Origin of the sequence: Rickettsiella endosymbiont of Aleochara curtula (assembly GCF_964030935.1) — a bacterium.
GTDB lineage: Bacteria > Pseudomonadota > Gammaproteobacteria > Diplorickettsiales > Diplorickettsiaceae > Aquirickettsiella.
This window is the reverse complement of sequence record NZ_OZ034990.1, coordinates 1,160,748-1,173,956: the sequence shown is the minus strand read 5'-3', so window position 1 is coordinate 1,173,956 and position 13,209 is coordinate 1,160,748. Positions and strand designations below refer to the sequence as shown.

The window sequence follows — 13,209 nt, the reverse complement described above, 5'->3', positions numbered from 1 at the left end:
AATTTTAAAATTATTGAATGACTAATTCATTCAAACGATTACGTCCAATAATTGGATATTGTTCGACTTCATACACAGCGCCACTGACAGGGGCGGATTGGTCAGCAAGCCAAAATGCCACATGTGCCGCCACATTCTCTGGTGATAATAAACGACCGCTAGGAGCATACTTTTTCGGAATTCTTTCTTGCCAATTTTCTGGAAGACCTTCTGACATTTTTAAGCAAATCTCATTCTCAGTAGGAGTCCATCCCACATTTAATTGGTTAACTCGAATAAGTTCTGAACCTAAACTATCCGCCAAATTACGCGTCATCGTCATCAGCGCACCTTTTGAAGCGGAATAAATCAACAGATCGGGTTGGCCGGTGTAAGCATTCATAGAACCTATATTAACAATAGCACCACCTGCTTTCTGCTTTCGAAAGATTTCTACTGCTGCTTTGCATAGCAATAAAGGAGCACAGAAATTAACGCGCATAATCTTTTCACAGGCTTCCAAACTGGCTGTATCAATATTGTTTCGTGGATAAATTCCGGCATTATTGACTAGGCCGTCTAAGCGGCCGAATTTTTTTACTGTTTCGGTTATTAAATAACTATAGGATTTTTCATCCATTAAATCAGCCAGTAAATAACTGCTTGCCTCACCTAATTCATGAACTATTTTTTTAGCGCAAGCTTCCTTACGCCCATGGATCATAACTTTCGCGCCCTGTGCGACACAACGCCGAGCGGTTGCCGCACCAATGCCATTAGTTGATCCGGTGATCAAAATAACTTTATCTTTCAACATCATTTAAATTCTCTGCCTATACTTTATTTTAATTAAGAAAAAAACAAAGAGTCTTTTTAAGATTGCAAATAGACTAGACACGCGGAGTGTCGCCCCCAGTTCACGGCTTGGCCGACCCAAACGCAAATTATTTTCAATTTGCTCTAAAGAGCAATTCCTCGTTTCTGGAACGATAAAGTAAACAAAAATCCAACCCAACACACATAAGAAAGCGTATAACCAAAATGTGTGACTAGTGCCTATAAACTGAATTAAGGTCAAAAATGTCATTGACACCAGCATATTAAAACCCCAACTCGCAGAAATGGCTAAGCTAGCACCTACACCTCGAATATTTAATGGAAAAATTTCCGAAATAATTAACCACATAATTGGGCCTAGACTCATTGCAAAACTAGCAATGTAAATAACCATACTCGCTACCGCTACCCAACGTAATGCAGTAAATGCGGGAAAATAAAAAGCTGTTCCCAAAATAACTAAGCTAATAAACATACCTAAAAGGCCAAAAAGTAATAAAGGGCGGCGACCCCAACGATCAATGAGAGGTAAAGCAATGATAGTAAATAATACATTTATTATACCTATACCTAAGGTTGCTAAAATAGCATTACTGGCATATTTAAAGCCTGCCAATTGTAAAATGGTGGGTGCATAATAAATGATGGCGTTGATTCCGGTTACTTGCTGGAAAAAACTTAAACCTAAACTAATAAACAGAATAGGGCGCAACCATTTCGCTAATAGTAGACGATGCGTTCCCCTTTCAATTTCTACGGTTTGACGAATTTCGTTAAATTCATTATTGATGTTTTCACCGTGTCGTATACGCTGTAAAACTGCGCGGGCCTTTTGATCCCAACCTTTTAAAATCATCCATCGAGGACTTTCTGGCAAATAAATGGTGCCCAACAATAAAATAATAGCTGGAACTACGCCTAAACCAAGCATCCAAGGCCATTGCCCAGTAACAGAAAAATAATAATTAATTAAATAAGAAATAACGATACCTATGGTAATCGCTAATTGATTCAAGGAAACCAACATACCCCGAATACGCTTTGGAGCAATCTCTGCAAGATAGAGTGGTGCAGTAAAAGAACCAACACCGATCGCCACGCCCAGGATAATTCGACCTATAATTAAGAAGAGCAAATTAGGCGAAAATGCGGTGGCTAAAGAACCCACAATAAAAGTAAGTGCAGTAAAAACCAGTACTTTACGTCGCCCAAATATATCACTGACTCTACCGCTTAATCCTGAGCCTATCAAAGCGCCCAATAAAACGGCACTGACAACCATTTCAATTTGAAAATTAGTTAAAGCAAAGTCTTTTTCAATGAATAAAATAGCGCCAGAAATAATCCCTGTGTCATAACCAAACAACAATCCTGCTAAAGCTGCAAATCCCGAAATGGTATAAACCAACCAATTTGGGTTTGATACTTTTATCATAAAAAATAATCTCTTTTATGGCATTTATTAATCATTACTTTACCTCTATCACCACTAAAAGCAAGTCAAAGTCAAAAAACTACGCGTTAATCTAAGAAATTGTCAGCGCCTTTACGACTGATTTTTAAGACGAACTTATTTTATTAGGCTAAATAAGAGGGTTCAGGCAATCCTTTAATATTTGTTTCTATGGCAAAAAGCATACCTGATTGAGGAGCATCAGCTAGCTGAGCTGCGCTTAAACCTATCGAAGCAGATGTAATATATAAAGTAGTTAAATCGGGGCCACCAAAACAACAGCTTGTTGGTCTGGGTACGGGCATAGGAATGACGCTATCAATCTCGCCGCTAGGAGTATAGCGCGTAATTTGCCAACCATCCCAATGACAGCTCCAAATATAACCTTGGCTATCGACGGTAAGCCCGTCAGGAAAACCTTCTTGTTTAGAAATTTGTGCAAAGACGCGCATTTGACCCAAAGCTCCGTGTTGGGAATCAAATTCATATTGATAAATTTGCCGAGCAGGAGAATCACAGATATACATTAAACTATCGTCTAAATTCCAAGCAATACCATTGCTCACGGTAAAACCATTGAGCATCTTTGACACATTTTCCTTATTCAAACAATATAAAGCGCCAATAGGATTTTGTTCTGCTCTATCTTTTGTTCCTGCCCAAAATCGGCCCTGTCTATCACATTTACCATCATTAAACATGACATTTTTTTCTCCTTGTAGCGGGAAAGCGATGTTTTGTGTTGTACCGGTTTTTGTATCGACAGTAACAAAGCGATCACTCAGCGCAGCTATTAATCCGCCTTTAGCGCTACTAGCAATGCAGCCAATTTCGCTGGGCATGCTGAATGTATCGATGCTGTTATCCTTATTTAAACGATATAAAGTCGCCGCTACGATATCCACCCAATACAAACATTTTTCCATGGGATGCCAAAGCGGACCTTCGCCTAATACCATAATCTGTTTGCATATCACTTCAGGCTGCATAATTTTTACCAAATTAATTGATAGATGGTTTCGTGTTGATAAACGTTACCGGGTAATAAAAAAGGCGATGGAAACTGTGAATATTTAACGGCCCCAGGAAAGTTTTGGGTTTCCATGCAAAAAGCACCATAACGTTGCGTTTGTAAACCTGAACTAATCGGATAATCTCGTAAACTATTACCTGTGTAGAATTGCAAACCGGGCTGTGTCGTCCGCACTTCTAGCAGACGCCCGCTTGTTGGCTCTCTAATTTTTGCAACCAATTGCAGCGGGTGCTTTTTTACAGGAGTTAATACATAACAAACATCATAACCTCCTATAGCAGTATCTTTTATTCGCTCACCAATAGAATGAGGTTCCCGAAAATCGAATGGAGTAGCGTTAACTTCTGCTATTTGACCCGTAGGTAATAGATCTTTGTCAGTGACAATATAACGATCAGAAAAAATTTGTAACACATGATTTAAGACAGTTCCATTTCCCGCTCCTGCCAAATTCCAATAAGCATGATTTGTCAAATCCACAGGCGTAGCTTTATCAGTTTTAGCTTGAAAACTAATCTTTAATTCATTGGCTAAAGTTAAAGTATAAACGGTTTTTATTGCGAGATTTCCCGGATAACCTTGATCACCATCAGGGCTAGTATAAAAAAAACTTACGCTTGCCTGATCTTGCTGAATTGAAACTTCAGCTTGCCAAACCGCTTTATCCAAGCCTTTTTCTCCGCCGTGTAAATGATGAGCAAAATTTTTATTTTTACTTAAAAAATAATCTTTTTTTTGATAATTAAACTGTGCATGCGCAATGCGGTTAGCGACTCGTCCTATTGTGGCGCCGAAATAGAAATCATGTGCTAAATATTCATCAAGATGATCAAAGCCTAGCGTAAGCTCTCGCAATGTACCGTTTAGATCAGGAACTTTTACTGAGGTTAATGTAGCACCATAATTAATAACGCCTATAGACATCCCATTTACATTACATAATGTGTATTGCGTGATAAGTTGACCATCCGCTAACTTTCCAAACTCAGATGATCGACAGACAATTTTTGACATATTGCTCTCAAAATAAATTTGGCATTATTGTTCGAGGAATAATAGCACCTGGCTGTGTAATAACCTTTGCAGCCAGCTTATGACCAAATAAAGTAGCCTTTATAGGATCAAAATTTAATAAACGCGCAGCTAAATAAGCACTATTAAACGAATCTCCAGCCGCAGTGGTATCAACAACTTTATCAACCAAACAGCTTGGGACTCGTTGTTGGTAGTTTTCCGTAGCGACTAAAGCTGGTTCGGCACCACATTTAACCACTATTTCGGTGACTCCATTTTCTAATAAGCGTTGTACAGTAGCTTCTGGCGTAGTATCGCCAAAGACTAATTGATCGTCGATAAAAGTCGGTAAAGCAATATCCACATATTTTAAAAATGTTTGTATGCTCTTTCTTGCAGAATCAGCATTAGTCCACAAGGAAGGGCGATAATTAGTATCAAAAATTATTTGTGCACCTGCTTGCTTGGCCTTTTGTAAAATATCCGCAAAATATTCTCGACTCGCTGCATCGAGTATCGCTAAACTAATCCCTGAAAAATACAAATAATCCATGCCTATTAACTGCAGAGATAAAGCAATTCGATTATCTCCTTTAAATAATTCTCGCGCGGCAGATTCGGATCGATAAAAATAGAAGGTTCTTTCGCCTTTACTATCGGTACGAATTAAGTAAAGGCCAGGCAATTTATTCTCTATACGCTGAATTAAATCGATATTAAGCCCTTCATTTTGCCAATCCAATAACATTTGATCGCTATAAGCGTCCTGACCTAAGGCGGTTACATAATGAATAGCAAACGCTTGATTTTGCAATAATCGTCGCAAATAAATGGCGAAGTTTAAGGTATCGCCTGCAAAGGCAAGGGAGAGTGACGTGGGTGTTTGGTGTGATAGTTCTAGCATCGCTTCACCAATCACAGCAATTCGCTTAATTTTAGTCATAAGCTACTCTATGTGGAATACGGATAGGCGCAACACAGACAAAAACTTAAGTGTGAAGAGTATATTTGCCTAGCAAAAAAGACGAGCGTATCATGTATTATAACTTTATAGGACATCGATGCTTACGTTAATTGATATCTTAGGCCAAGCTCGCATTATACCGATTATTGTAATCGATAAACTAGAACATGCAATTCCTTTAGCTGAAATACTGCTTAAATCTGGATTTAAGGTTTTAGAGATTACCTTACGCACTGCTTGTGCTTTAGCCGCCATCGAGAAAATTAATATTGCCTTCCCAGAAATTCTCGTCGGCGCAGGCACACTTGTTGAGACTAAACAATTCTCACAGATAAAATCTGTAGGCGCAAAATTTGCGGTTAGTCCTGGTTTAAATAAGACTTTAGTGCTGGAAGCCGAAAACCACAATATTCCTTATTTACCCGGTATTGCTACGCCTAGCGAAGCATTGCTCGCGCATCAACTTAAACTCAAAACTCTTAAATTTTATCCGGCCGAAAGCATGGGTGGCATTAAAACACTGCGAGCATTGGCAGAAGTTTTACCGTTACATTTTTGTCCAACCGGTGGCATTAATGCGGATAATTTGCTCAGCTATCTTAGCTTACCTTATGTTTGTTGTGTGGGAGGAAGCTGGATAGCGCCGCGTAAGCTGATTGCCAAAGCTTCATTTGCTGAAATAGCATCGCACGCCAACCAAGCCCAAACAATTTTAAAAAATACTTTCAATTAAATAGTTAAGAAAAGTTCAGTGGCTATTGATTAATCAGTCAAGTCTACTAAACTTTTCTTAGATTTTTCTTATGGATTAGCCAGTCTATGATGGACCTTAAACGATTTAAATTAGTAAAAACGCGATACGCAAAACTGCTTGGTTATTGTGTTTATTTGCTGCTATTGATTTTTCCAACTTGTGCTGTTTCTGAAGTCATTAGTATATTTTCTCCGGGACAAGTTGAACGACAATTACGAAATACAGTCAATATACAACAAGCAGTCAGTGCAAGAGGGCCCGCTATACCGGTTGTAGCTGCCCCACTACGTCCTGCCATTTCTGTACCGCCGAGTATGCGCAGACCTTTTGTGCTACGTTCTGTATGCATTACTGGTTCAACTGTGTACTCGCAAGCAAGCCTACAAACCTTAGTTAAACCCTATCTAGATAAAAGAATTACTTATAAAGACCTAGAAAAAATAAATGGCCAAATTGCATTAAAATATTTAAAAGATGGTTATGTACTTACTAAAGCTTATTTACCGGTGCAGAGTCTGTCATCGGGATATGTCCATATCGAAATACTAGAAGCTTATGTCGTTCAGGTTAACATGCTGGGTAAAACCCATGGTTTAGATAACTATCTTGATGCTTATGCCAAGCAATTAAAACGCTCGCGCCCGTTAAGATTAAAAGTTTTACAACACTATCTATTGTTATTAAATCGACTACCCGGAGTTTCAGCCAGTTTAAGTAAGGGTCCAGATGTAGCCAATTCAGGGGCACAAACACTCACCTTTGTTGTTAAGCAACGTCGTTTCGTACCAAATGCTCTACTGAATAATAGCCAAAACCGTTACTTAGGCGGTCAAAACTTATTTTTAACCGCCAACATGTACTCGCTATTGCAAGGGGGAGATTCAACGATAGTCACTGCGGCGACTGCCCCGTTTGATCCGAAAGTACTGCAATACTATTATTTATTACATAATTTCCCAATCGGTGTGAATGGCAACCATCTGGATATTTATGCGGATTACACGCAAATCAAACCTAGCATTAACCTTCCGCCCGCTAGTGTTTCAGGCAAAGCAGGAGATTTAGGCGCTTATTTTTACCATCCGTTTATTTTACAGACCAATGATAAATTAGATGGTCGTTTAGCATTCGGATATTATCGCAGCAAAACTTCTTCGTATACCGGTGTGGTTAACAGTCCTGATGCTATCGTACGACTTCCTTCATTGCGCGCTAAAGCCATCTATGAACGCACCAGAACCAAATATTTTGATAGAATGGAAGCCGAGCTAAGCCAAGGCATACATGTATTTGGTGCTAATACCGCACCACCGCCACCACCCGGCATTCCCAATCCTTATGTGGGCTATACCAAATTTTATTATTATGTCACGCACATACAAAACATTACTCAAACATTTTCCATATTAATAGATTCTATGGGCCAGTATGCCTTCAATCCATTAGCTCCGGCCGAAAAAATTCCCTATGGTGGTGGACTACCTTATGGACAGGCATACGACCCTGGTGAAATTATAGGGGATCAAGGACTTATGGGTGGAATAGAGCTACGTTATAATAGCTTTCCAAAATCTTTCGCAGGAATACAATATTTTACGCGTTATGATATTGGCAAAGTCTGGAACAAAAATGTCGCGCCTACTTTCTTTTTAAATAGTATTTACAGCGATGCTTCTTTATCGGCTGGACTTAGATTAGTGTTAACTAAAGATTTTCGCCTGCAGCTGAGCGTCGCAAGACCCATGACCAATCCCGTTCAAGCACAAGTACAAAGTGGTCATAATGGTAAAAGCTTGCGCTTTTTCTTCACGTTTAGCTATACACCATTTTAGAAGTAAATGTTGAAAGATTATAAGCGTCACGATTTTAATGCTGGATATCAAAATTTTTTATTACATCTCGTGACGCAAGATAATCACCTATTTTTTTATTAATTAAAGACCAAGGATTCCGACCCGAGGGATTCCTGCAGGTAAGGCAGGTAAAGTCGTACCACCTATTATCGGTAAAGCTCCTGTACCTGGGACAGGCACACCGAATACGTTTCCTGTCGGAGTTTGAAATCCTAAAATCTGACCATTACTTCTCAGTACTTGAAGACCTTCTGCACCTGTTATGCCAGCGGCACTTAAATCTGCTAGATCTGCGGGTGTTAATGCATCAACTTGTATACCTTCTGCCCCGAAAAGGTTCGAATCTAGCACAACGCCGCCGCCACTTCCCAATAAACCTAGTAAATCGGTTACTCCACCGGTTGCGCCTGTGCCACCCCCGGCTCCAGCAGCACCCGTAGCACCCGTAGCACCCAAACCACTCATACCACCGCCACTGCCGCCTCCACATCCGGTCAGTAATACGGAAGTAGCCAAAACCCCCGCAATTAAACAAGCAGTTGTTTCTGATTTTTTCATATGAAAACTCCCTTTAATAGCTATTAAAGAACAAAATAATGCACTTTATCGTAGAAGTTAAACAGAAACGTGTCAAATTGCGGTAATTATGTAAATTTTATATGCAAAAAATAATCAAGTTTTATTTGGTTTAAAAAAAATTTGCGTTTTTAAACATTACAATCTATTAAGTAAAGCTTTAAACAATATGCGCTTATAAGTTGGTAATAATGAAGACATACGCTTGGTTTTAGATCTGAGACTAAATTCGGTATAATGTTTCACTCTAAACCAAATAAGGAGAAAGGCACTATGACTATGCAAACCGTGGATAATACGCTTAATGGTATTTTGCAGAGTAATTACATGCAGCAACTTGATAGACAGCTGAATGAAAACCATTTATTAAAACATCCGTTTTATCAAGCTTGGTCTGCTGGTAAGTTGTCACTGGATAACCTTCGTGATTATGCTTGTCAATATTATCACCATGTAGATGCTTTTCCGCGCTATGTGAGTGCCACACATAGTAATTGTCGGGATGCCGAGGCCCGAAAAGTATTATTAGACAACTTAAATGACGAAGAAGGAATGAATGGTCTGGATAGTCATCCGGTTTTATGGTTGCAATTTACCAAAGGTCTAGGCTTATCCGACGCAGCTGTCATTAGTAGTGAACTTTTTCCGGAAACTAAGCAATTTATTGATGAGTTTATGGCGCTTTCGCGTGCATCTTATGCAGAAGGCTTAGGTGCTTTATATGCTTACGAACGTCAGATCCCGCAGACCGCTGCCAGCAAAATCACTGGACTAAAACAATTTTATGACATTATTGACGAGCCTACTTTGAAATTTTTCTTAGTCCATCTTGAAGCAGATGTGGAACACGCCGAGGCAACTAAGACACTAATAAAAAATTTACCTATGGAAGAAAAAATAGCCGCAGAAAAAGCAGCAAAGAAAATAGCCAAATCCATTTGGGATATGCTAAGCGGCATACAATCACGAACCATGACTAATGTTTGCGAAGCAATTTTAGTTTAATAATCAATGGTATAAAATTTAATTAGTAGTAAAGCATTTTTCGTCATTGCGAGCACCGTAGGTGCGTGGCCATCCATGGATGGCCACAGCCTCACTGACGTTCGGCCTCGCCATGACGGCTTTTTTTAATTATCTAAGCCGCATCTGATACAGACACACGGCGAATTTTTCCACCCAACTGCGATAGTTTTTCTTCGATACATTCGTAACCACGATCGATATGATAAATTCTATTCACCGTGGTTTCACCTTCAGCCGTTAAACCGGCCAACACCAAACTCGCCGAAGCCCGTAAATCGGTGGCCATCACTTCTGCGCCTGTTAGCTTATCAACCCCTTTGCAAATAGCCACATTACCTTTTAATGTAATATCAGCACCCATGCGACGCATTTCTTGAACATGCATAAAACGGTTTTCAAATACCGTTTCGGTAATAATTCCGGTTCCTTCAGCGGTAATATTAAGCGCCATAATTTGTGCTTGTGCATCGGTTGGAAAAGCAGGATAGGGTGCGGTACTGACATCAACTGCTTTAGCACGTTTATTCCGCATATCCAGCTCAATCCAATGGTCGCCAACAGCAATTTCTGCTCCTGCTTGACGCAAGGTATAAATAACCGCATCCAACGTATTTGCCTGAATATCTTTTAGACGTATAAAACCTCGCGTACAAGCAACTGCAATTAAATACGTCGCCGCTTCAATTCGATCCGGCAGAATTCGATAATAACCTCCAGTTAATTGTTCAACGCCTTCGATAGTAATCGTATCGGTTCCTGCATTACTAATGTTCGCACCGATACTATTTAAAAAATTGGCTAAATCAACGACTTCAGGCTCGCGTGCTGCATTTTTAATAACGGTTTTGCCTTTGGCTAATGTTGCAGCCATCATTAAATTTTCAGTCCCAGTGACCGTGATAGTATCTAGTTCAATAAATGCACCCTGTAAACGTCCTTTAGTTTTAGCTTTGATATAACCATTTTCTATTTCAATTTTTGCGCCCATGGCTTCAAGTCCTTGAATATGTAAGTTGACAGGACGTGTACCAATCGCACAACCACCAGGAAGAGAAACTATCGCTTCACCACAACGCGCAAGTAATGCCCCTAGAACTAAAATAGAAGCCCGCATTTTTCGTACTAATGCATAAGGCGCATAAGAATCAGCCAGATCACGAGAACGCACTTCTAAACTCATGCGTTCACCTATGGTAAATTGTGCTCCCATACCACTTAAAAGTTCCACCATGGTGGTAACATCTTGTAAGTGAGGAACATTAAATAAAGTAATAGGTTCCTCAGATAATAAGCAGGCTGCTAGAATAGGTAAGGTTGCATTCTTGGCACCAGAAATTCGAACTTCACCTTGTAACGGGATGCCGCCTCTAATAATTAGTTTATCCACCATTTATCTCTCTATCTCTATTTTTATACCAAGTACCGTTGTTGACCCCAACAATTATTTATTAAATATAATTTTTTGCAGCAGAAATTTCCTAGGCAAATAACAGATTTATCTAGGATGCTAACATTTAAGCTTTCTTTGCTTTAGATCTGCCCGTCGTTAGGGGCGATTATAGGCAATATTTTTTCTAAATCTGATACTCGAATAATGGCGAGCATTTGTATCGGTATAGCCACAAAACGAATTTTTTGATCATGTTGTTTTAGCATTCGTGTCCAAGCAATCAATAATGCTACGCCACTACTATCACTTTGCGTAACATGTTCTAAATTAAAAGTGAGTAGCGACGCTTTATCATTTTTTAAGATATTCTGGCTGAGCTCCCATAACCCAGGTACGGTATAGGTATTTAATGCGCCCGATAATACATACTGATCTTTTTTGAACTGTAAAGATGGCTTGTTCATCAGAGTCAATAACTTTGGTTATTATGTTCAGCCAGTTTACTAATAAGACCATCGATACCACTGTGCTGCAGCTCTTCAACAAATTGGGAACGAAAGCTTTCTATGATACTCACGCCATCCACGCTAAAATCATACAGCATCCATTGTCCACCTACTCGCATCATACGATAACTAAGGTTAATGGAAGGGCCTGACTCCCGAACAATGACACTATTAACCTGTACGCGCGATTGATTATTATAATCGCCGCGCAATGGTAAAAAATTTACTCTTTCATTCGTGTATTGGGCCAAAGCACTTGAATAGGTACGGATCAGCAAAGTAACAAATTGCCGAGCAAAAGCTTGTTTTTGCCTCGGTGTAGCACGTAACCATGCCTCACGACCTAAAGCTTTACTCGACATGCTCATGACATCGACATGTGGTAACAGGATTTGATTAACTATTCCATAAACAATTTGAGGTTTTGTTTTGAGCGTGGCTTGATTTCGTTGCAGAGCTGAAATTAATTGATTAGAAGTATTTTGCAGTAACTCTACAGGCGAAGAAATCGCCCATGCCATGCTACATATTAATAACCCACACAGTGCGACTATTACTTTTTTCATTTCTTTCCCCCTGAATTCTTTAAGCTAAATATTAATTGACCGATAAGATCTTCTAAAATTAATGCTGGATGCGTATCTTGAACGATAGCATTATTATTTAAAAACGTATGCGCAAATCCTGGCGTTAGACTAATATAATTTGCCCCTAACAAACCTTGAGTTAAAATACTTGCGGAAGTATCTGCTGGCAGTTGTTTATATTTGGGGTCAATTTTCATGGTCACGATAGCCTTAAATTGAACATTATCAAGTTTTATTGCGCTTACTTCCCCAATATGCACACCGGCTAGAGACACGGGTGAGCGTATTTTTAACCCGCCCACATTGTCAAAAGCGGCTGTTATGTTATATCCATTTTCGCCTATCGCGCTACTTAATCCACTTACCTTAAAAGCTAACACTAATAAAGCAAGTATGCCAAATAACATAAAAAAGCCAACCCAAATTTCTATTATTCTCTCACGCACTTACCAACCTCCCATCATCACTGCGGTTAATACAAAATCCAGGCCTAGTACAGCCAGGGATGAATACACAACGGTACGCGTTGTCGCTCGTCCAATTCCTTGAGCAGTAGGAACCGTATCATATCCTTGAAACACCGCTATCCATGTAACAACACCGCCAAAAACAATACTTTTTATAATTCCATTCACAATATCATCATGAAAATTAACAGCCGATTGCATAGCGCTCCAAAACGTTCCGCTATCCACGCCTAACCAAACGACACCGACTAAATATCCACCCCAGACTGCAACTGCACTAAAAATAATCATTAATAGGGGCATACTGATGAAACCACCCCAAAAACGTGGTGAAATTACACGCCATAGTGGATCGACTCCCATCATTTCCATGCTTGCAAGTTGTTCCGTCGATTTCATTAGACCAATCTCTGCGGTCAATGCTGAACCCGCTCGTCCTGCAAACAATAATGCCGTAACAACTGGCCCTAATTCTCGCACCACACTCAACGCCACTAGTTGACCTAATTGTTGACTGGCACCAAATTTATTTAAAGTATTATAGCCTTGCAATCCCACGACCAAGCCAATAAATAATCCTGACAAGACAATAATGACTAAGGATAGTACTCCAATAAAATATAGTTGTTCGATCAATAAAGGAAAACTTTTTTTAAAGCGGGGTTTGCGTATTAATAAATGCGCTAAAAAAAGCCCTGAACGGCCAAAGCTGGTTAATAGCTGTAAACCAAATTGGCCCAATAATCGTAATTTCTCTAATATCAACATAG

14 protein-coding genes are annotated in these 13,209 nt (G+C 39.5%); 3 read left to right on the top strand and 11 right to left on the bottom strand.

Features of this window, described 5'->3' with window-relative positions; translation table 11 throughout:
* Positions 1-10: 10 nt before the first annotated feature.
* The 5 genes from AAHF87_RS05170 to AAHF87_RS05150 form a co-directional block, all read right to left on the bottom strand.
* Positions 11-799, bottom strand: a complete 789-nt coding sequence (locus AAHF87_RS05170; protein ID WP_342147456.1) for an SDR family oxidoreductase — start codon at positions 797-799, stop codon at positions 11-13.
* Positions 800-2,251: a sugar porter family MFS transporter gene (locus AAHF87_RS05165; protein ID WP_342147455.1), complete on the bottom strand. Its 1,452-nt coding sequence runs from the start codon at positions 2,249-2,251 to the stop codon at positions 800-802.
* A gap of 143 nt (positions 2,252-2,394) precedes the next feature.
* Positions 2,395-3,258 (bottom strand): SMP-30/gluconolactonase/LRE family protein, encoded by an 864-nt coding sequence (locus AAHF87_RS05160; RefSeq protein WP_342147454.1) that lies wholly within the window; start codon positions 3,256-3,258, stop codon positions 2,395-2,397.
* A 5-nt stretch (positions 3,259-3,263) separates the two neighbouring features.
* Positions 3,264-4,316 (bottom strand): aldose epimerase family protein, encoded by a 1,053-nt coding sequence (locus AAHF87_RS05155; protein ID WP_342147453.1) that lies wholly within the window; start codon positions 4,314-4,316, stop codon positions 3,264-3,266.
* Positions 4,317-4,323: 7 nt separating this feature from the next.
* Complete coding sequence (locus AAHF87_RS05150) at positions 4,324-5,259, bottom strand: sugar kinase (RefSeq protein ID WP_342147452.1); 936 nt, start codon at positions 5,257-5,259, stop codon at positions 4,324-4,326.
* A gap of 118 nt (positions 5,260-5,377) precedes the next feature.
* Between AAHF87_RS05150 and eda the strand changes: the two genes are divergently transcribed.
* Positions 5,378-6,013: a bifunctional 4-hydroxy-2-oxoglutarate aldolase/2-dehydro-3-deoxy-phosphogluconate aldolase gene (eda, locus tag AAHF87_RS05145; protein ID WP_342147451.1), complete on the top strand. Its 636-nt coding sequence runs from the start codon at positions 5,378-5,380 to the stop codon at positions 6,011-6,013.
* Positions 6,014-6,099: 86 nt separating this feature from the next.
* Positions 6,100-7,866 (top strand): ShlB/FhaC/HecB family hemolysin secretion/activation protein, encoded by a 1,767-nt coding sequence (locus tag AAHF87_RS05140; RefSeq protein ID WP_342147450.1) that lies wholly within the window; start codon positions 6,100-6,102, stop codon positions 7,864-7,866.
* Between the two features lie 102 nt (positions 7,867-7,968).
* Here the strand turns inward: AAHF87_RS05140 and AAHF87_RS05135 are convergent, their stop codons facing one another.
* Positions 7,969-8,445 (bottom strand): hypothetical protein, encoded by a 477-nt coding sequence (locus tag AAHF87_RS05135; protein ID WP_342147449.1) that lies wholly within the window; start codon positions 8,443-8,445, stop codon positions 7,969-7,971.
* 291 nt (positions 8,446-8,736) lie between these two features.
* On the opposite strand from AAHF87_RS05135, the gene AAHF87_RS05130 reads away from it, so the two are divergent.
* Positions 8,737-9,468, top strand: a complete 732-nt coding sequence (locus AAHF87_RS05130; RefSeq protein WP_342147448.1) for a CADD family putative folate metabolism protein — start codon at positions 8,737-8,739, stop codon at positions 9,466-9,468.
* 133 nt (positions 9,469-9,601) lie between these two features.
* On the opposite strand, the gene murA is transcribed toward AAHF87_RS05130, so the two are convergent.
* From murA to mlaE, 5 genes are all read right to left on the bottom strand, one after another.
* Positions 9,602-10,876, bottom strand: a complete 1,275-nt coding sequence (gene murA, locus AAHF87_RS05125) for a UDP-N-acetylglucosamine 1-carboxyvinyltransferase (RefSeq protein WP_342147877.1) — start codon at positions 10,874-10,876, stop codon at positions 9,602-9,604.
* A 143-nt stretch (positions 10,877-11,019) separates the two neighbouring features.
* Positions 11,020-11,343 (bottom strand): STAS domain-containing protein, encoded by a 324-nt coding sequence (locus AAHF87_RS05120; protein ID WP_342147447.1) that lies wholly within the window; start codon positions 11,341-11,343, stop codon positions 11,020-11,022.
* Positions 11,344-11,348: 5 nt separating this feature from the next.
* Positions 11,349-11,951, bottom strand: coding sequence for an ABC transporter substrate-binding protein (locus AAHF87_RS05115; protein WP_342147446.1), 603 nt, complete (start codon positions 11,949-11,951; stop codon positions 11,349-11,351).
* On the bottom strand, positions 11,948-12,418 hold the full coding sequence (gene mlaD, locus AAHF87_RS05110) for an outer membrane lipid asymmetry maintenance protein MlaD (protein WP_342147445.1): 471 nt from the start codon (positions 12,416-12,418) through the stop codon (positions 11,948-11,950). Before mlaD ends, AAHF87_RS05115 begins: the two co-directional genes overlap by 4 nt.
* Complete coding sequence (mlaE, locus tag AAHF87_RS05105; RefSeq protein ID WP_342147444.1) at positions 12,419-13,207, bottom strand: lipid asymmetry maintenance ABC transporter permease subunit MlaE; 789 nt, start codon at positions 13,205-13,207, stop codon at positions 12,419-12,421.
* Positions 13,208-13,209 lie beyond the last annotated feature (2 nt).